Raw genomic sequence first — 19,093 nt, 5'->3', positions numbered from 1 at the left:
AATGAGCCGATCCCCGGAGTCGTCGTCGGACAAGACGGAGACACTCGCCTGGTTGCGACGCATCTCCGGGGATCTGGCCACGGTCACTCTCAAGCGCCTCGAGGACACGCTGCCCTGGTACGCCGACATGCCGCCGGCCAGGCGGTCGTCGGTGGGCCTCGTGGCCCAGGCCGGCATCACGTCGTTCATCCAGTGGTACGACGATCCGACGGCGACGCCGTGGATCGCGGCCGACATCTTCGCCGCGGCTCCCCGCGAGCTGCTGCGTTCGGTGAGCCTGCAGCAGACGCTGCAACTCATCCGCGTGACCGTCGAGGTCACCGAAGAGCGCGTGGCCGGTCGTGGTGAGGACCTCCGCGAGGCGATCCTGCTCTACTCGCGCGAGCTCGCCTTCACGGCGGCCGACGTCTACGCGCGCGCCGCGGAGGCACGCGGGCTCTGGGACGCCCGCCTCGAGGCGCTCGTGGTCGATTCCATCCTCACCGGTGAAGCCGACGAGGAGCTGCCGAGTCGCATCGCCGCTCTGGGATGGCATGGACACGGCGAGGTCTCCGTCCTCGTCGGCACAACCCCGCCCCAGTTCGACGTCGACCAGCTTCGCCGCATGGCCCGCAAGCTCGGCGTCGATGTGCTCGTCGGGGTCCAGGGATCCCGACTCGTCCTCGTGATCGGCCGCACCGACGCCGACCATCGCGCGGGCGGGGACGAGCAGTCCGAACTGCCCTTCCCCGAGATCGCGCGGCGGCTCGAGCCCGGCTTCGGCACCGGTCACCTCGTTCTCGGCCCCACGGTGCCGGCGCTCGTCGACGCGGGGCAGAGCGCCCGCGCCGCCCTCGCCGGCTTCGCGGTCGCCCGGGCCTGGCGCAACGCGCCCCGTCCCGTCGAGGCCGACGATCTGCTGCCCGAGCGCGCGCTCGCAGGAGATCCCCTCGCCAAGCACACCCTGGTCGAACGCATATACCGCCCCCTCAAGGCGCACAGCTCCGACCTCGTCACGACGCTCTGGAGCTACCTCGACAACGGACGCTCGCTCGAGGCGACGGCGCGCGAACTCTTCGTGCACCCCAACACCGTGCGGTATCGGCTCAAGCGCGTCTCGGACGTCATCGGCTGGGATGCGACCGGCCCCCGTGAGGCTCTCATCCTGCAGACCGCTCTCGTTCTCGGTGCCATCGGAACCGACAACACGCGCCGCCGCGCCGCCGGGACACGCCGTCCCCGCTGATAATTGGCGGGTATCTGCAAAGGAACCCTCGTTTCTTGTCGCATGACATCCATACCCCGGTCGGGGAGATTGGCAGGATAGAACGGTGATCATCGGTCTCTTCCCCGGGCAGGGTTCCCAAACCCCCGGATTCCTCTCGCCCTGGCTGGAGTTGGACGGCGTGGCCGCCCGGCTCAACGAGCTCTCCGAGGCGGCCCAGGTCGACCTGGCCGCAGCAGGAACCGAGTGGGACGCCGATGCGATCCGCGACACCAAGGTGGCCCAGCCGCTCATCGTCGCCGCCAGCCTGATCTCGTGGCACGCGCTCGTCGCGCGCGCAGCCGGCCTTCCCGCCGGTATCGCCGGGCACTCGGTCGGCGAGGTCGCAGCCCTTGCCGCATCCGGTGTCATCGACGACGTCTCCGCTCTGCGCCTGGTCGGAGTGCGCGGGCGCGCGATGGCGGATGCGGCCGCGCAGGCCGAGACCGGCATGAGCGCCGTCCTCGGCGGCGACGAAGAAGCCGTCCTCGCCCGCCTTGCCGAGCTGGATCTCACCCCCGCCAACTACAACGGCGGCGGTCAGATCGTGGCCGCCGGTGCACTCGGCGCACTCAGCGAGCTTGCGGCGGAGGCCCCCCGCGGCACCCGCGTCGTCCCCCTGCAGGTCGCGGGCGCGTTCCACACGCGCTACATGGAGCCGGCGGTCGAGACGCTCGCGTCCGCGGCGGCGGAGCTCACCGTATCCGACCCGACGCTGACCCTCTGGACGAACAAGGACGGCTCCGAGGTGACCGACGGAGCCCGTGCTCTCGACCTGCTGGTCGGCCAGGTCGCCTCGCCCGTGCGCTGGGACCTCGACATGGCGTCCTTCGCTGCGGCGGGCGTCACCGGCCTCATCGAATTCGCTCCCGCGGGCACCCTCACCGGTCTCGCCAAGCGCGGGCTGCGCGGTGTTCCCGCCGTCGCCGTCAAGACCCCGGACGACCTGGATGCGGCCGTCGCACTGCTCTCGGAGGACAACGCATGACCGCCCCCACCCTGCGCCAGACCACCGGTCCGCAGTACACGCGCATCCTCTCCTACGGCGCCGCCCGCGGCGAGAACGCCGTTCCCAACGACGATCTCATCGAACCGATCAACTCGAGCGACGAGTGGATCCGCCAGCGCACCGGCATCGTGACGCGCGTGCGAGCCAACGCCACCACGAGCGCCACCGACCTCGCGACGATCGCCGCGAAGGAGGCGGTCGAGCGATCCGGTGTCTCTCCCGAGCTGATCGACCTCGTCATCGTCGCGACGATCAGCAACGTCCGCCAGACGCCGTCGATGTCGGCCGTCGTCGCCGACCGGATCGGGGCGAACCCTGCGGCGGCGTACGACTCTAACGCCGCGTGCGCCGGCTTCACCTACGGCGTCGCCCAGGCCGATGCGCTCATCCGCGCGGGCGTCGCGCACTACGCCGTCGTGATCGGCGCCGAGAAGCTCTCCGACGTGGTCGACCCCACCGACCGGACGATCTCGTTCCTGCTCGGTGACGGCGCCGGCGCGGTCGTGATCGGCCCGAGCGACACCCCCGCGATCGGCCCCACCATCTGGGGATCCGACGGCTCGAAGGCGGATGCGGTGGGCATGAACGCCACTCTCGTCGAGTTCCGAGACGGCACCTCCCCCTGGCCGACGCTGCGACAGGAAGGCCCCACCGTGTTCCGGTGGGCCGTCTGGGAGATGGTGAAGGTCGCACGCCAGGCCCTCGAGGAGGCCGGCGTCACCGCATCCGATCTCGCCGCCTTCGTGCCGCACCAGGCGAACATGCGCATCATCGACGAGTTCGCCAAGCAGCTGGGCCTGCCCGACACGGTCCTCATCGGCCGCGACATCGAGACCACGGGCAACACCTCGGCGGCGTCGGTGCCGCTCGCCACCCACCGCCTGCTCGAAGAGCACCCCGAACTCAGCGGCGGCCTCGCGCTACAGATCGGCTTCGGTGCGGGTCTCGTGTTCGGCGCACAGGTCGTCGTGCTCCCGTGAGCCGAGACTCCGCGCCTCTAGACTGATTCGCGGTCAACGCCCCCAGCCATATCGAACAAGGAGACATCATGGCTTTCACCACTGACGAGGTCCTCGCCGGACTCGCCGAGCTCATCACCGACGAGACCGGCATCTCGGCCGACGAGGTCGCGCTCGAGAAGTCCTTCACCGATGACCTCGACATCGACTCCATCTCGATGATGACGATCGTCGTCAACGCCGAGGAGAAGTTCGGCGTCACGATCCCCGACGACGAGGTCAAGAACCTCAAGACCGTCGGCGACGCCGTCACCTACATCACCTCGAACCAGGCGTGACCCCCTGCGGTGGGGGCGTCCAGCCCCCACCGCCACCCCGACTCGGAGACCGAACATGAGCACCGCCCGCATCGTCGTCACCGGCATCGGAGCCTCCTCCCCCCTCGGAGGAACGGCCCCGGAGAGCTGGTCCGCCCTGCTGAACGGAGAGTCCGGCACCCGCACTCTCGAGCACGACTGGGTGGAGCAGTACTCCCTCCCGGTGACGTTCGCCGCAGAGGCGAAGGTCCGCCCGGAAGAGGTGCTGGAGCGGCCGATCGCCAAGCGTCTCGACCCGTCCTCGCAGTTCGCCCTCATCGCGGCCAAAGAAGCCTGGGCGGATGCCGGCGCGCCCGAGGTCGCCCCGGAGCGGCTGGGCGTCGACTTCGCCACCGGCATCGGCGGCGTCTGGACCCTTCTTGATGCGTGGGACACTCTGCGGGAGAAGGGCCCGCGTCGCGTCATGCCGATGACGGTTCCGATGCTCATGCCCAACGCTGCGGCAGGCAACCTGTCGCTGCACTTCGGCGCCCGCGCGTTCGCGCGCACCGTGGCCAGCGCGTGTGCCTCCAGCACGGAGTCCATCGTCAATGCGATCGAGCACCTCCGTGACGGACTCGCCGACGTCGTCATCGCCGGTGGAACCGAATCTGCCATCCACCCCATCACGATCGCATCGTTCGCTTCCATGCAGGCGCTCTCCAAGCGCAACGACGACCCCGCCACCGCATCGCGCCCGACCAGCATCGACCGCGACGGCTTCGTCATGGGCGAGGGCGCCGCGGCGCTCATCCTCGAGACCGAGGAGCACGCTCGGGCGCGCGGTGCGAAGATCTACGCGTACGTCGCCGGCGGCGGTGTCACGGCCGACTCGTACCACATCACCGCCAACGATCCTGAAGGCGCCGGCGCCGCGCGAGCGGTGGAGCTTGCGCTCGCGATGGCCGATGCGTCGGTCGACGACGTCACCCACATCAATGCGCACGCCACGTCGACGCCCGTGGGCGACCCCAACGAGTACACCGCCCTCAAGGCGGTCTTCGGCGACCGCATCGACGAGATCCCCGTGTCGGCGACGAAGGCGTCCACGGGGCACCTTCTCGGCGGCACCGGTGCGCTCGAGGCGATCTTCACGATCCTCGCGATCAGCGAGCGGCAGGCGCCGCCCACGATCAACATCACCGAGCAGGACCCGGCCGTACCCTTCCGCGTGTCGGGTTCGGCTCAGCCGCTGGGCTCCGGCGACCAGCTCGCGATCAGCAACTCGTTCGGCTTCGGCGGGCACAACGCCGTCGTCGCGTTCTCGAACGTCTGATCCTCACGTCGAAAGGCCCGGAGAGCGGTTGCTCTCCGGGCCTTCGTCGTATCGGGCGGCAGTGCGCCTTCCCAGCGCCGGGACGAGGTCGACCGGCATCCGGTAGCAGCGCTCCCGCCGCCCGAGGTCTTGGTCAGCCGACCTTGTGCAACCACACCACCGGCGCTTCGTCGCCTGCCTGACGGAACGGCTCCAGCTCTTCGTCCCATGCTCCGCCCAGGGCGACGGTGAGCTCACGCTGCAGTTCCACCGCATCCCCCGCGGCGATCTCCATCGCGTAACGGATGCGGTCTTCTCCGATCACCACGTTGCCCGCGGTATCGGTCTGCGCGAAATGCACCCCGAGGTCCGGCGTGTGCATCCAGCGACCGCCGTCGCTGCGCGCACTCGGATCTTCGGACACTTCGAAGCGCAGATGCTCCCACCCGTGCATCGCGCTCGCGAGGGCCGCACCGGTGCCGTTCGGAGCTTCCCAGTAGAACTCGGCGCGCCGGCTGCCGGGCAGCACCGGCTGATCCGACCACTCGAAGTTCACGGCACGCCCGAGGACACGCCCGACCGCCCACTCGAGGTGGGGACACAACGCTCGTGGCGCCGAGTGGATGAAGACCACTCCGCGCGCCATGTGTGCAGCCATTCTCTCTCCGATCATCAGGTGCGTCTTCCCCTACGACCTGACTCGGCGAACGAGCTGCGGATATGCGGTTGTCCCGGCCATTATCTCCGGCACACCCGAGAATCACAAGTCTGTAACTCTCTGGATGTCGACGTGCCGCCGAGCGTGTCGAGCGGACTTCCGTCAGCTGTCCTGTCCGCGCGGCGGCAGGACGCGCTTTGCTGGGAGGGCGCGGCTGTCATTGGGCGCAGGAAAGGCGAGACATGATCGAGGCATCCGACCCGGCGACCGTCCCCGCGGCGACCGCGCGCGTCGGCGCGCTCGCGCCGCTCACCGTGCCCGCCTTCCGTGCCCTGTGGATCGCGGCCCTGATCAGCAACATCGGCAGCTGGATGCAGACGGTCGGGGCGCAGTGGTTCCTCGTCGAACAGCACAGTTCCCCTCTGCTCATCGCCCTCGTCCAGACGGCGAGTGCCGCGCCCGTCCTCCTCCTCGGGATACCCGCCGGCGTCATCGGCGAACTCCTGAACCGACGGACCCTGCTGATCTGGGTGCAGGCCACACAGGTGGTCATCGGGGGCGCGCTGGTCGTTCTCACGATGAGCGGTGAGATGTCGCCCTATCTGATGCTCGCGCTGACCCTCGTGCTCGGAGCGGCGTCCGCCGTGCAGCTGCCCGCATACGGCGCGATCTCCGCTGAGATCGTCCCGACGCCCTTCATCCCGAACGCGGCTTCGTTGAGCTCGATCTCGGTGAACGTCGCCCGCGCGATCGGTCCCGCCATCGCAGGCGCCCTGGTCTCGCTCCTGGGTGTGGCGTTCGTCTTCGCGCTGAACGCCGCATCCTTCGCCGTCTTTCTCGTGGTTCTGCTGGCGTGGCGAGGTTATCGCCCGTCACCGCACGGGTTCGAGCCCTTTCTGGATGCCACGCGAGCGGGTGTGCGCTACGTCCGCAATGCGGGGATCATCCGTGCGCTCTATCTGCGCCTCGGGCTCTTCATCGTTCCCGCCTCGGCGCTGTACGCGCTGCTCCCGCTGCTCGCGACCGAGCGACTGGGACTGGATGCGACGGGCTACGGCGTGCTGCTGGCCGGCGTCGGTGCGGGTTCGATCGTGGGCGCTTTCACGATGCCCCGGTTACGGGACGCGATCGGCGTCAACCGCACCGTGCTGCTGTGCGCCCTCGTGTTCGGCGCCAGCATGGTCGGGACCGCCCTGTCGCCGTGGCCCGTCCTGAGCGTCGTCATCCTCGCCGTCGGCGGCGCCGGGTGGATCGGGGTGATCGCAACGCTCAACGGCGCCGTGCAGTCCTTCCTGCCCACCTGGGTGCGCACGCGCGGACTCTCGATCTATCAGATGGTGCTGTTCGGTTCGACGGCGGCGGGCTCCGCGCTCGCCGGCGCCGTGGCCGGTTGGACCGGCTCGGTCACGGCCTGCCTCGGCGCGGGTGTCATCGTCGTGCTCGTCGGGCTGAGTCAGCTCGCCCTCCCTCTCGCCGCGACGGGACACATCGCCCGCGGACGCGGTGAGCTCCCCCTGCCCCAGCTCGATTCGGATGCGGACATCGATGAGAACGCGCAGACGCTGGTCCTCGTGCGCTATCGGGTCGACGACGACAACCGGGCGGAGTTCCTGACTCGGATGGAACTCGTCGAGCACAGCCGACGTCGCACCGGGGCACGGAGCTGGACGCTCTACGCGGATCGGGAACAGCCCGGCGTGCTCGTGGAGGCCTTCGACGTCGGCAGCTGGCGCGAGCATCTGAGCCAGCATGCCGAGAGGCTCACGGGGTATGACCAGAAGGTCATCCACGACGCGCAGATGCTCGCGATGTCCGTCGACACCGAGCACTTGATCGCGACCGGTCCCGCGTCGCGCTCCGCGTGACCGGGGCACGTCTCGCGAATAGGGGCGACCGGCCGCCCGCTCACCGTGCGACAGCTGCGTCGAGCAACTGGTCGATCAGGGCTGTGTAGCCGAGCCCGACGGCGGCGAACATGCGCGGCACTTGCGAATGCTCGGTCAGCCCCGGAGTGGTGTTGACCTCGTTGAGCACGACACCACGCCCGGTGACGAAGAAATCGAAGCGTGCGGCACCCGCGCATCCGAGTGCGTCGTAGAGACGCACCGCATCCCGCTCCAACACCTCCAACTCGTCCGAGCTCACACGTGCGGGGATGATGAACGGTGCGCTGCCGTCGTACTTCGCGGCATGGTCGAACACGGCGCGCTCGGCGACGGCGATCTCGAGCGGTTCACCGACCCGCAATGCGCCCGATCGGCCGCGGAAGACGGCAATATCCACCTCCCGTCCGGTGATGAAAGGCTCCACCAGCACGCTGGCCCCGGCGCAGCGGGCCCGTTCGATCGCCACCGCCAGATCCGCCGCATCCGAGACCAGCGAGACCCCGTTGCTCGAGCCTCCCGAGGTCGGCTTCACCACGAAGGGCGCAGCAAGGGGAATGACCGGGACCGCATCACCCGCCTCGATCAGGATCCCCGGCGCCGTCGCCACCCCGAGGGCAGCGGCGACCAGCTTCATCGCCCACTTGTCCATCGCCAACGCACCGGCACGCACCGCTGAGCCCACGAACGGGATGCCCAGCATCGTGAGGAGGCCGGCGATCGCACCGTCCTCGCCGTTCACCCCGTGCAGGGCCGGGAACACGACGTCGCAGCCGTCGAGAACTCGTACGGCATCAGCCGGCGTGAGCGATCCGTCGGCGGCGCGCCACTGCCCGCCCCGGTCGATGGTCAGCTCGCAGACGTCGTCACCCAGCTCTCGCGCCGCTCGCGCCACCGCGGCAGCCGACGCGAGCGACACCTCGTGCTCGTCGTTCGCTCCGCCGCCGATGACGGCGACCCTTCGTTGCCGGAGTGTGGTCATTCACGGTTCCCTTCGACGTGTGCGCGGCGGTGCACGCGTGACACGCGTGCACCGATCCGCGTGACGATCTCGTGTTCGATGGTGTCCGACCATCGCGCCCAGTCCGACACGGTGGGCTCTCCCGCGTCCCCCGGGCCGAAGAACGTCACGGTCTCCCCCGGGCTCAGCACGTCGTCGCCAGTGTCGATGACCGCCATGTCCATGGAGATCAGGCCGACGATCGGACGACGGCGACCCCGGACGAAGACCTCGGCCCGGTGGGAGGCCGCGCGCGGCAATCCGTCCGCATATCCCAGAGGGAGCAGAGCCAGGTGCGTGGGGCGGTCGGTGGTGAAACGGGCACCGTAGCCGACGCTCACCCGCGCACCGACCCGACGCACGCTCACGACCGGTGCGTGCAGCGAGAGAGCGAAACGCAGCTCGTGCGACGTCTGCGAGGGATCGATTCCGTACAGCCCCGCGCCGATGCGGTGCAGATCGTGGTCGCCGCCGACGCCTGTGATCGTGGCCGCCGTCGCCGCGAGATGCGAGACAGTGGGCGCAAGGCCCCTGTGTCGAGCGCTGCGGATCGCGGCTCCGAAGAGAACCCGCTCGCGGACGTTCTGCGGATCATCCGGACGGTCGGCGCACGACATATGACCCATGAGGCCGATCACCTGGACATGCCCCTCGCGCTCAGCCATCCGAGCGAGTTCGCAAAGGCTCCGCCACTCGGATGCGGGTGCACCGTCGCGACTCATACCCAAGTCAACGTGCAGGTGCAGACGGGCCGGGCGGCCGAGGCGGCGCGCAGCGCGTGTGATGGCATGCAGCGCCTCGACACTGGCCACGCCGAGGTCGATACGCTCCGACACAGCCGATGCGAAGTCGGCATCCATCGCGTTCAGCCAGCTCAGGATCGGGACGTCGACGCTGCTGCGTCGAAGGGCGAGCGCCTCGTCGATCGATGCGACCCCGAGCGAGGTCGCACCCTCCTCGACCACCGCGGACGCGATGGGACCGTGCCCGAACGCGTCTGCTTTCAGCACCGCCATCACGCGGTCGCAGGTGAGACGGGTGAAGTACCGCGTGTTGGCTCGGATCGCGTCCTCGTCCACGCGCAACTCCGGGGCCGACATGACCGCATCAGCGCGGGGTTGTGAGGCGTTCGGCACAATCAGAGTCAATCCATGCGCTCGTCACCGCGTCGTATGCAGTTCTCGATACGTTCGCGATACAGACGGTCCGTGGAACTCACCGACGATCGGCGACGCCCCGTCCTCTAGGGTGATGACAATCTCGAACCCGACCCTGCCGGTCGGTCACGAAGCGAAGGGAACCTCATGGGCGTCACATTCCCGTCGGGATCGATCACGGTGAGGACCGCAGCGGAGGAGGTCGTGATCCTGCACATCTGCGATCTGTGCGGAGCGGTCGTCGCGGAAGCCGAACACACCGACCTGGCGTTCCACAAGCGCTGGCACAGAATGACCGGCTCCGGAAACTGGATCGACCCGCAGACCGGCCACCTTCACGGTTCGGGGAACGCGGCCCATCCGGGCGGGTCACCGAACTGAACCCTCGATGAGGCGCGTAGGGCGGGTGGGACTTGAACCCACGATCGTCGGGTTATGAGCCCGCTGCCTTGACCAGCTTGGCCACCGCCCCCTGTGCCGAAAGCTTATCGCGGCGGCGCAGTGTCTCCGCGGCTGCCTCGCTGCAGAGGCAGCTCCTGACTGTCGCTGATGACCTGCGGGTGGTTGCGGGTCAGAGAGAACACGCCGTAGATCGCGATGAGACCGGCGACCACGAAGCCCGCGATCGCCCAGACGCCGGCGGTGGCCGCCTCCTGGAGGATGACGAGGCCGATGACGACCGCCACGATCGGATCGATGACGGTGAGCCCCGCGATGACCAGGTCAGGCGGCCCCACCGAGTACGCGGTCTGCACGAAGTAGGCACCGAGCGTCACGGCGACCAGCAGCCCCACGATGCACAGGATCGAGAGCCAGCCGAAGTCGCCTTCCTGGATGTTCTTGATCACGACTTTCGCGAGGGTGGCGACGAACGCGTAGAGGACCCCCGCGGCGACGATGTAGAAGAGCGGACGCGCGTGCTTGCGCATCCACAGCCACCATGCCAGGGCGGTCAGGACGACGACGACCGCGAGCAGCCCGAGGATCGTCAGAAGCTCCGACTGCGAGATGGGCTGCTCCGTCGCGACGAAGGCCGCGATGGTGACGAAGATGAGGATGCCGCCCACGCATGCGATGATCGAGCGCACCGACGCCTTGGTCGGCTTATGTCCCGAGATCCTCGCATTGAGCAGCGTTGTGATCACGAGCGACACCGCCCCTAGCGGCTGCACCAGGATCAGCGGCGCGAAGGCCAGCGCGGTCAACTGACAGGTGATCCCCAAGCCGAGCATCACCGTGCCGGCAACCCACGACGGCCGCCGCAGGAGCTGCAGAAGCTGTCCTCCGCTGAGCCCACTCGCACCCGACGCGTTCGCGAGCCGTTCGACCTTGACCACACCACGGTGCTGGTACTGCGCGCCGAGCGACATGAACACCGCGCCGAGCAAGGCGATCGGGATGCCGATGAGGATGCCCGGGTCACGGAAGACGCCGACGAGGTCGTTGGCGACATCGTTCAGGATCACTTCCGCTGGGAGCACCCTATGACCCTAACCTCCGGTGTGCGCTGGGTAGGCTCAGACACGTGGCTGTCCTTCCGATTCGCATCATGGGCGATCCCGTCCTCCACTCCCCCGCCTCCCCCGTCGAGGAGGTGACCGATGAGATCCGCACCCTGGTCGCCGACATGTACGAAACGATGGATGCGGCACCCGGCGTCGGTCTGGCCGCACCCCAGGTCGGTGTGGGCCTGCGCATCTTCACCTACACGTACCAGGACGACGAAGGCGCCGAGTGGCGCGGCGAGATCATCAACCCCGAATTGTGGATGACCCCTCTCATCCCCGGCGATCCGGACGAGGACGAAGAGTCCGAAGGCTGCCTCTCCTTTCCTGGCGAACGCTTCCCCCTGCGCCGCTCGGAGCGGGTCCGCGTGACGGGAACCGACCTCGAAGGCCGTCCGGTGTCCATCGAGGTCGACGGCTGGCGCGCCCGCATCCTGCAGCACGAGTTCGATCACCTCGACGGCGTCCTCTACGTCGATCGCCTCAGTGACTCGGACTGGAAGACGACGCAGAAGATCGCCCGCAAGCGCGGATGGGGACGCCCGGGAGCGTCCTGGCTCCCGGGCGTCGACGACCTCGAGGGCTGAGGCTCAGGCTTCTTCTGCCGACTGCCCGGCCGCCGGCGGTGCGGGCGGTGTGTGCTGGACCTGCGGCGTCGCGCCCTGAAGCTGCTCGCCCATCGCCTGACCCACGACACGGCCCTGGATGATCTCGGCGAGGTCGAGGCCGGTCGCGACCTTCACTGCGTCAAAGGTGGCGCGCAGGCCCTGCGCGGACTCCGCCGCGAGATGGCTGCTGGCTCCTTCGCCACCGAGAACCGTGATGGAGCCGACCTTGTCGTAGCCCTTCGCGAACTCGGTCATCATCGGCACAAGCGCTTCGAGTGCGCGCTGCGCGAGCAGCGCCTGCTGGTTGCGGCTGAGCGCCTCGGCCTCGGCCTCGATCGCCGCGGCACGCGCTTCACCCTCGGCCCGCACGGCGTCGGCGTCGGCATCGGCACGCAGTCGCGTGGCAGCCGCATCCTGCTCGGCGATCTGCGCCTGCGCCTGAGCGGCCTTGACCTTCGCGTACGCGTCGGCGTCGGCCGCACGCTCGCGCTCGTAGAGGTTGGCGTCGGCCACCTTCTTGATGTCGGCATCGAGTCGGGCCTGCTTGTTCTCGGCCTCCTGCAGCAGAACCGCCTGCTGGCGCTCGGCTCGGGCGAGCGCCTCCGCCTGCTCCGCCTCCGCGTTCGCGCGACCGACCTCGGCCTGCGCCGCGGCGGTGTTCTTGTCAAGCGCCGTCTGTTCGATCAGGTTCGCCTCCTGCGTGGCGATCTGACGTGCCCGGATCTCGCGCTCGGCATTGATCCTGGCGACTTCGGCCTCACGCTTGACGCGCTCGACCTCGGTGGCGCCGAGGGCTGAGATGTAGCCGTTCTGGTCGGTGATGCCCTGGATCTGGAACGAGTCGAGGATGAGCCCCTGTGACGACAGATCGTTCTTGATGCCCTCGGCGATCTGGTCCGACAGACGCTGCCGGTCGCGCATGAGCTCTTCGACGGTCAGAGTTGCCACGACCCCGCGCAGTGCGCCCTCGAGCTGCTCGGTCGTGAACTGCTCGATCGCCTTGTCCTGCGAGGCGAAGCGCTCGGCTGCACGCCGCACAGACTCGGGGTCGGAACCGATCTTCACCAGCGCCACACCGCTGACGTTGACGGTGACGCCGTTGGAGGACTGCGCGGTCGGCTCCATCTTGATCTGGCGGGCGCGGAGCGAGATCATCTCGCCGCGCTGGGTGAGCGGATTCACGATCGCGCCGCCACCGGTGATCACGGTGATGCGCGAGTCGCCGCTGGTGGTGCGCTGCTTCTTACCGACGATCACGAGTGCTTCGTCCGCCTTCGCCACGCGGTACCACGCCCGGATCAGGATCAAGACGATCACCAGGAGGACGACGAGAACGATTCCGCCGACGATAGCCAACAGTCCCATTGCTCCGAGTGCGGCGATATCCATGTGCGTCCTTCCGGTGGCAGCGTCGGACGCCTCACCCCGAAGCGCCTCCCCCTCACCCTATCCAGCGGCTATGACCGAGCCGAGCCGGTTGTGGACGAACGCGGCACCTCGTTGCGCCACGGGGCACGGTGCTGTCGAGAAGCGAAGCAGGGCATGAAAAAAGACCCGGGGTGGAAGCCCGGGTCTCAGGTGAGAGCTGCGGTAGATAACGCAGTACTCTCGCTCCCCGGCTTGGACTCGAACCAAGAACCTATCGGTTAACAGCCGATTGCTCTGCCAATTGAGCTACCGAGGAATGCTGTCCCTCTTGCGAAGGCAACCCGACTATCGTAGCAAACTCCGCGGGCTCACGACGACACGAGGCGACGATCCGCCGACGACGAGGGCGTCCATTGAATCCTCTTCACGCCGTGTCCGAATCCGACCGCATGACCGCCCTGTATCACGAGCACATCGGCATCGAAGCTCGCGAGCGTCTCGGCCTCGTTGGCCACGAGCAGCAGCGACGTCCCCCGCTCCCGACGCCGGTTCTCGAAGGCGGTTCGCACCAACTCCCGTCCTTCGACATCGAGATTCGCCATCGGCTCGTCGGCGACAACGAGACGCGGATCGAGCACGAGTGCTCGAGCGATCGCGACACGTTGGCGCATCCCCGAACTCAGCTCGTACGGGAACTTGGACGCCGCCCCGATGCTCAGACCGAGCTCGTCGAGCAGCGTCACCACCCGCAACTCGAGTGCACGAGCATTCACCCGCCGCGCACGGCTGGTCACCGGTTCCGCCACGATCTCCGCGACCGTGAGTCGGGGCGGCAGCTGGGCGCCGTCCTGCTGCCCGAGGTATCCCGCGAAGACCGGGAGGGCGCGACGGCGGCGGCCGCCATGCCGCACGGACACCCCCTCGACCACCGCGTCGCCGCCGACGACGTGGACGCCCTCGTCGGCGTGCCCGGCCAGCACGGCCGCAAGCGTCGACTTTCCCGAACCCGTCGAACCGACGAGGATGAGGGCGGCTCCACGCTCGAGGCGGAAGGAAATCCCATCGATTACACGCTCTTCGCTGCCGGCGTGAGCGAGCGAGATGTCGCTGCAATCGATGCTGAACGCGGGCTGATCCATGGAGTCATCCTGCACGTTGAGCGTCCGAATCGCTACTGATCGAGGGTCAGCCGCAGTCGCGCGGCATCCAATTCGCGCAGCCGCAACCGCACCTCTCGCCCCTCCGGTGAATCGGGGGCGAGGCGCTGGATGTCTCCCACCAGCTCCTGCTTCTGCCGGTCGATGCCACGCAACCGGATCCGCAGGGCCAGGTCCCGGGCCGAGATCACCGCGTGCTCTTCGTCGCGCGCCGGAAACTCGCCCGTCAGCAGTTCGGCGGCCAGCGAGCGGTACGGCTCCCTCACGGCGTCGACGGCCGCGGCCGCCCATCCCGGACGAGAGTGGTCCGGAACCGCGGCGATGCTCGATCGCACCGCCTCGAGCGCCGGATGCTGGAACGTCTCGTCGAGGGCCGCACGCAACTCTGCGGGATCGAGACGGTGCCCGTACTGCAAGAAGCCCATCACCGCGTCGCGCTCCAGATCGGCGGAACGCGGCAACGAGGCCAGCGTGACGCGCACCGCCGGCGGGAGTGGGGCGTCGGGCTGCGCAGCCGGGGCGGCTGCGGGCTCCGGCGCGCCCGCAGCGCGCGCTCGCTGTCGGGCCACCTCACGGTGGACGTCCTTCAGATCCTCCCCGAGCCGCCGCGCGAGGACGTGCTCATAGCGCCGGCGAAGCGGCTCGTCACGGATCTCCGCCAGCAACGGGGCAGCGAGGTTCAGGCCCGCGAGCCGCCCCTCGACCGTACGCAGGTCGAGCCCGGCGAGTCGCTGGTCGATGACGAACTCGAACATCGGAATCTTGGTGTCCATCAGGGCGCGCACCGCGCCGTCACCGCGGGCCAACCGCAGATCGCACGGATCGAGATCCGCCGGCCCCACGGCCACGAAGCTCTGCACGTTCGCCGTGCGCGTCTCGGCGAATGCGCGCACCGCCGCCTTCTGGCCGGCCGCATCCGGATCGAAGGTGAAGACGATCTCGGCGGCCGCGTCGTCGCCTATGATGCGGCGCAGCACCTTCATATGATCGCCGCCGAACGCCGTGCCACAGGTAGCGACCGCGGTGGTGAGCCCGGCCAGGTGGCACGCCATGACGTCGGTGTAGCCCTCGACGACGATGACCCGACGCTTCTCACCGCGGGCCATGTCGCGCTTCGCGAGGTCGATGCCGTAGAGCACCTGCGACTTGCGATAGATCGGCGTCTCGGGCGTGTTGAGGTACTTCGGCCCTTTGTCGTCCTCGAGCAGGCGTCGCGCACCGAAGCCGAGTACCTCACCGGTGACATCGCGGATGGGCCAGACGACCCGACCGCGGAATCGGTCGTAGACGCCGCGCTGCCCCTGGGAGACGAGGCCCGCCGTCAGCAACTCCTCCTTGGTGAAGCCCTTCGCCGTCAGCGCGTCGAGCATCCCGGACCATCCCGGCGGCGCAAATCCGACGCCGAAGTGCGCGGCGGCGCCCGCATCGAATCCCCGCTCACCGAGGAAACGGCGTCCGACCTCGGCCTCGGGAGTCAGCAGCTGCGCGCGGAAGAACTCGGCCGCCGCAGCATTCGCCGCGTAGAGACGGGCGCGTCCGGACGTCTCCGGCGCTGCGCCACCCTCCTCGTAGTGAAGCGTGTAGCCGATGCGTCCCGCGAGACGCTCGACGGCCTCCGTGAACGTCAGGTGGTCCATCCGCCGCAGGAACGTGTACACGTCGCCGGACTCGCCGCATCCGAAGCAGTGATAGAACCCCACCTGCGGTCGCACGTGGAAGCTGGGACTCTTCTCGTCGTGGAACGGGCACAGCCCCTTGAGTGAGCCGACGCCCGCGGACTTGAGCGCAACGCGCTCCCCCACGATGTCGGCGATGTTCGTGCGGGCCTTCACCTCCTCGACGTCGGCCTGCGCGATGCGCCCCGGCATCAGAGACCCTCGAGGGGCTCGGGAAGGGCGTACAGGGAGCGAGCGATCGTTCGCCCTCCCGGCATCCAGACATCGAGCGTCTCGGTGTCGATCTCCCCCACCAGCCGGTGGTGCCAGCCGAGTGCGAAACGGTCGGTCAGACTCGCCACCTGATCGACGATCACGCGGCGGCGAGCACTGTCGCTGTCCGCTCGGGCGAAATCCTCCGCGTGCAGAGCGTCAAGATGCTCCGGCGCCTCCCAGAGGGCCGTCGCGAGTCGCTTCAGCAGACGACGCTGTTCGCGGTAGAGCCCCTTGCGCCCCTCGATCGTGACGACGAACGCCCCGATCGTGCCTTTGAGCACCGCCATCTCGGCCTCGACCACGCGCGGGACGACGACGTGGCCGTTGTACCGCGTCAACGCCGGCGCGTCGTACGCCTCGCGTGTCGCCGCGGTCGCGGCGCGCGCGAAACGGCCGATCAGGTCGGAGGTGAGGTTCTTCAGCCGCGCGTGCGCCGCGCGCGTGCCGTCGAAGGACGCGATCCACTCCGGCAGGCTGGTGAGGCGGTAGAGGGCGTCCTCGAGCTCGTCGCGCGTGAAGTCGTAGCCGACCCACGTCTGGATGGCGCTCAGCAGCGCCGTGTGCTGACGCGGGTCCGAGAGGCGGCCGGGGTCGAGATATCCGTTGATGACGGCGTCCTCGAAGTCGTGCACCGAGTAGGCGATGTCATCGGAGAGGTCCATGACCTCTGCCTCGATGCAGCGCACCCGTCCCGGCGCGCCCTGGCGCATCCAGCGGAAGACGGGTTCGTCGTCGGGGTAGACACCGAACTTCAGTCGCCCACCCGGATCGGGAACGGGGTTGTCGATCGTCCACGGGTACTTGCAGGTCGCGTCGAGGCTGGCGCGCGTCAGATTGAGCCCGTAGCTGTGGCCGTCGTCCGAGATCACCTTCGACTCGAGACGGGTCAGGATGCGCAGCGTCTGGGCATTGCCCTCGAAACCACCGATGTCCTCGGCCCAATCGTTGAGCGCACGCTCTCCGTTGTGCCCGAAAGGCGGATGACCGAGGTCGTGGCTCAGGCACGCCGTGTCCACGACATCCGGTGCGAGCTGCAAGGCGGTCGCCAGCTCGCGCCCCACCTGGGCGACCTCCAGCGAGTGCGTCAATCGGTTGCGCGCGAAATCGGCCGGGCTCGCGGGAGAGAGCACCTGTGTCTTGGCCGCCAGCCGTCGCAGCGAGGCGGAGTGGAGGACTCGAGCGCGGTCGCGGGCGAAATCGTCGCGCTGCGAGCGATGCTGCTCCGCGAAGAAGCGTTCGGCATCGCTCGCCTCATAGCCGTCGGGGCGCGTCCCCGTCACCGATCGTTCAGCCGCCACTGTGGTCGAGCTCCGCATCCGCCAGCGCGCCGGCAGCATCCGTTGCCAGCTCTCGACTCTCCAGCCATCCCTCGGGAAGCGCAGGGCGCTTCGGCGTTCCCGCGCGGCCGCGCTGACCCTCCGCCGCTTCACCCGGGTACGGCGCGTCGAGCTCCAGCGTGCCGAGGAGGTCGTCGATCTCCTCGAGCGACGACGCCGTCGCCAGGCGCGCGCGGATGTCGCCTCCGACGGGATACCCCTTGAAGTACCACGCCACGTGCTTGCGGATATCCCGGCATCCGCGGTCCTCGTCCTCGAAGAACTCCACGAGCAGCTCCGCGTGACGGCGGAAAGCGTCCGCCACGAAACCGAGCGTCGCATCGACGGGCTGCGTACCAGCACCGCCGCCGAACGCGCGGGCCAGGTCGCCGAAGAGCCACGGACGCCCGAGGCAGCCGCGCCCCACCACGACGCCGTCGCAGCCGGTGTGCTCGACCATCCGCACGGCGTCCTCCGCCGACCAGATGTCGCCGTTGCCCAGCACCGGCACGCTCGTAATGGTCTGCTTCAGCGTTCCGATCGCGTCCCAGTCGGCGTTTCCCGAGTAGAACTGCGACGCGGTGCGCGCGTGCAACGCGATCGCCGCGACACCCGCGTCCTCCGCGATCCGGGCCGCATCGAGATAGGTGAGGTGATCGTCGTCGATGCCTTTGCGCATCTTCACGGTCACGGGGATGTCGCCCGCGCCCTGTACGGCTGCGCGCACGATGTCGCCGAACAGCCCGCTCTTCCACGGCAGCGCCGCTCCGCCGCCCTTGCGCGTGACCTTGGGAACGGGACAACCGAAGTTCAGATCGATGTGATCGGCGCGGTCTTCGTCCGCGAGCAGCCGCGCGGCGGCTCCCACGGTCGCGGGGTCGACACCGTAGAGCTGCACCGAGCGCGGTGTCTCGGATTCGTGATGGCGGATAAGGCGCATGGTCGTGTCGTTGCGCTCTACCAGAGCACGCGAGGTGATCATCTCGCTCACGTAGAGTCCCGCGCCGTACTCACGGCACAACCGACGAAACGCCGTGTTGGTAATGCCCGCCATAGGTGCGAGGACCACTGGCACCTCGACCTCGATGGGGCCGAGCCGCAGGGGGCGCGCGGGGGCGATTGTCGTGGTCACCAGATCATTCTCCCAGACCGACGGGGCGCGCGGCGGCGTACTGTAAGGCTCATGAGCGCGACCACCGCCGAAGACCTCCGCAGCATCCCCTTCACCGCCGCCGACGGCACCCAGAAGACCCTCGCCGAGTACGGACAGAACGTCCTCCTGATCGTCAACGTCGCCTCACGTTGCGGCCTGGCTCCGCAGTATGAGCAGCTCGAGGAGTTGCAGCGCACGTACGGCGAGCGAGGCTTCACCGTCCTCGGGTTCCCCTGCAACCAGTTCATGGGTCAGGAACCGGGGTCCGTCGAGGAGATCCTCGAGTACTGCTCGATGACGTGGGGGGTGACGTTCCCCGTGAACGACAAGGTGAAGGTCAATGGTCCCGGCGCCGCTCCCCTCTACAAGGCGCTGAAGCGCGCGAAGGACGAAGAGGGCAAGCACGGCCCGATCCTCTGGAACTTCGAGAAGTTCGTGCTCACCCCTGCCGGAGACGTGCACCGGTTCCGCCCGACGGTCAAGCCTGACGATCCGGCGATCGTCGAGGTCATCGAGCGGAACCTGCCCGCCTGAG

General features: G+C 68.6%; 18 protein-coding genes and 2 tRNA genes. 9 read left to right on the top strand and 11 right to left on the bottom strand.

Translation table 11 applies throughout. From position 1 onward, the window contains the following. The first annotated feature begins 1 nt into the window (after window position 1). The 5 genes from ACYVJS_RS11830 to ACYVJS_RS11810 all read left to right on the top strand — a co-directional run bounded on the left by ACYVJS_RS11830 (window position 2) and on the right by ACYVJS_RS11810 (window position 4,843). Window positions 2–1,225 carry a PucR family transcriptional regulator gene (locus tag ACYVJS_RS11830; protein ID WP_137416865.1) on the top strand — a complete coding sequence of 408 codons (1,224 nt, stop codon included), beginning with the start codon at window positions 2–4 and terminating at the stop codon, window positions 1,223–1,225. Window positions 1,226–1,310: 85 nt separating this feature from the next. Beyond that, entirely contained in the window at window positions 1,311–2,231 is a 921-nt protein-coding gene (locus ACYVJS_RS11825) for an ACP S-malonyltransferase (protein WP_460740124.1), read from the top strand. Continuing rightward, window positions 2,228–3,232: a beta-ketoacyl-ACP synthase III gene (locus ACYVJS_RS11820; RefSeq protein WP_460740123.1), complete on the top strand. Its 1,005-nt coding sequence runs from the start codon at window positions 2,228–2,230 to the stop codon at window positions 3,230–3,232. Before ACYVJS_RS11825 ends, ACYVJS_RS11820 begins: the two co-directional genes overlap by 4 nt. Before the next feature lie 68 nt (window positions 3,233–3,300). Then, entirely contained in the window at window positions 3,301–3,549 is a 249-nt protein-coding gene (locus tag ACYVJS_RS11815; protein WP_019182110.1) for an acyl carrier protein, read from the top strand. Between the two features lie 55 nt (window positions 3,550–3,604). Beyond that, on the top strand, window positions 3,605–4,843 hold the full coding sequence (locus ACYVJS_RS11810; protein WP_460740122.1) for a beta-ketoacyl-[acyl-carrier-protein] synthase family protein: 1,239 nt from the start codon (window positions 3,605–3,607) through the stop codon (window positions 4,841–4,843). A 133-nt stretch (window positions 4,844–4,976) separates the two neighbouring features. Here the strand turns inward: ACYVJS_RS11810 and ACYVJS_RS11805 are convergent, their stop codons facing one another. Further along, on the bottom strand, window positions 4,977–5,480 hold the full coding sequence (locus tag ACYVJS_RS11805; protein WP_460740121.1) for a DUF3145 domain-containing protein: 504 nt from the start codon (window positions 5,478–5,480) through the stop codon (window positions 4,977–4,979). A 242-nt stretch (window positions 5,481–5,722) separates the two neighbouring features. On the opposite strand from ACYVJS_RS11805, the gene ACYVJS_RS11800 reads away from it, so the two are divergent. Continuing rightward, entirely contained in the window at window positions 5,723–7,345 is a 1,623-nt protein-coding gene (locus ACYVJS_RS11800; protein WP_460740120.1) for an MFS transporter, read from the top strand. A gap of 40 nt (window positions 7,346–7,385) precedes the next feature. On the opposite strand, the gene ACYVJS_RS11795 is transcribed toward ACYVJS_RS11800, so the two are convergent. Both ACYVJS_RS11795 and alr read right to left on the bottom strand, forming a co-directional pair. Further along, window positions 7,386–8,345 (bottom strand): D-alanine--D-alanine ligase family protein, encoded by a 960-nt coding sequence (locus tag ACYVJS_RS11795; RefSeq protein ID WP_460740119.1) that lies wholly within the window; start codon window positions 8,343–8,345, stop codon window positions 7,386–7,388. Continuing rightward, a complete protein-coding gene (gene alr / locus ACYVJS_RS11790; RefSeq protein ID WP_460740118.1) occupies window positions 8,342–9,499 on the bottom strand; it encodes an alanine racemase in 1,158 nt (385 codons plus the stop codon). Before alr ends, ACYVJS_RS11795 begins: the two co-directional genes overlap by 4 nt. A 168-nt stretch (window positions 9,500–9,667) precedes the next feature. Here alr and ACYVJS_RS11785 point away from each other — a divergent pair, with 168 nt between their 5' ends. Further along, window positions 9,668–9,901 carry a histidine ammonia-lyase gene (locus ACYVJS_RS11785; protein WP_460740117.1) on the top strand — a complete coding sequence of 78 codons (234 nt, stop codon included), beginning with the start codon at window positions 9,668–9,670 and terminating at the stop codon, window positions 9,899–9,901. Window positions 9,902–9,918: 17 nt separating this feature from the next. Here the strand turns inward: ACYVJS_RS11785 and ACYVJS_RS11780 are convergent. Then, a tRNA-Ile gene (locus ACYVJS_RS11780) sits at window positions 9,919–9,992 on the bottom strand. A gap of 13 nt (window positions 9,993–10,005) precedes the next feature. Next, the gene (locus ACYVJS_RS11775) at window positions 10,006–11,001 is read right to left on the bottom strand and encodes a DMT family transporter (RefSeq protein WP_344230828.1); all 996 of its coding nucleotides are present in this window, start codon (window positions 10,999–11,001) and stop codon (window positions 10,006–10,008) included. Window positions 11,002–11,045: 44 nt separating this feature from the next. Here ACYVJS_RS11775 and def point away from each other — a divergent pair, with 44 nt between their 5' ends. Further along, entirely contained in the window at window positions 11,046–11,612 is a 567-nt protein-coding gene (def, locus tag ACYVJS_RS11770) for a peptide deformylase (RefSeq protein WP_460740116.1), read from the top strand. 3 nt (window positions 11,613–11,615) lie between these two features. Here def and ACYVJS_RS11765 read toward each other — a convergent pair whose 3' ends face one another. The 6 genes from ACYVJS_RS11765 to dusB form a co-directional block, all read right to left on the bottom strand. Then, complete coding sequence (locus ACYVJS_RS11765) at window positions 11,616–13,022, bottom strand: SPFH domain-containing protein (RefSeq protein ID WP_460740115.1); 1,407 nt, start codon at window positions 13,020–13,022, stop codon at window positions 11,616–11,618. Between the two features lie 222 nt (window positions 13,023–13,244). Beyond that, a tRNA-Asn gene (locus ACYVJS_RS11760) sits at window positions 13,245–13,317 on the bottom strand. Window positions 13,318–13,369: 52 nt separating this feature from the next. Further along, a complete protein-coding gene (locus tag ACYVJS_RS11755; RefSeq protein ID WP_460740114.1) occupies window positions 13,370–14,140 on the bottom strand; it encodes an ATP-binding cassette domain-containing protein in 771 nt (256 codons plus the stop codon). A 32-nt stretch (window positions 14,141–14,172) separates the two neighbouring features. Further along, window positions 14,173–16,026, bottom strand: coding sequence for a DNA primase (gene dnaG / locus ACYVJS_RS11750; RefSeq protein ID WP_460740113.1), 1,854 nt, complete (start codon window positions 16,024–16,026; stop codon window positions 14,173–14,175). Further along, window positions 16,026–17,405: a deoxyguanosinetriphosphate triphosphohydrolase gene (locus ACYVJS_RS11745; RefSeq protein ID WP_460740810.1), complete on the bottom strand. Its 1,380-nt coding sequence runs from the start codon at window positions 17,403–17,405 to the stop codon at window positions 16,026–16,028. The genes dnaG and ACYVJS_RS11745 overlap by 1 nt, the downstream gene beginning before the upstream one ends. Beyond that, entirely contained in the window at window positions 17,377–18,537 is a 1,161-nt protein-coding gene (gene dusB, locus ACYVJS_RS11740; protein WP_460740112.1) for a tRNA dihydrouridine synthase DusB, read from the bottom strand. Before dusB ends, ACYVJS_RS11745 begins: the two co-directional genes overlap by 29 nt. A 51-nt stretch (window positions 18,538–18,588) precedes the next feature. On the opposite strand from dusB, the gene ACYVJS_RS11735 reads away from it, so the two are divergent. After that, entirely contained in the window at window positions 18,589–19,092 is a 504-nt protein-coding gene (locus ACYVJS_RS11735) for a glutathione peroxidase (RefSeq protein WP_460740110.1), read from the top strand. Window position 19,093 lies beyond the last annotated feature (1 nt).

Source organism: Microbacterium neimengense, from assembly GCF_054782995.1.
Note: the sequence above shows the minus strand (reverse complement) of the source record. Positions and strands in the feature narration are given on the sequence as shown.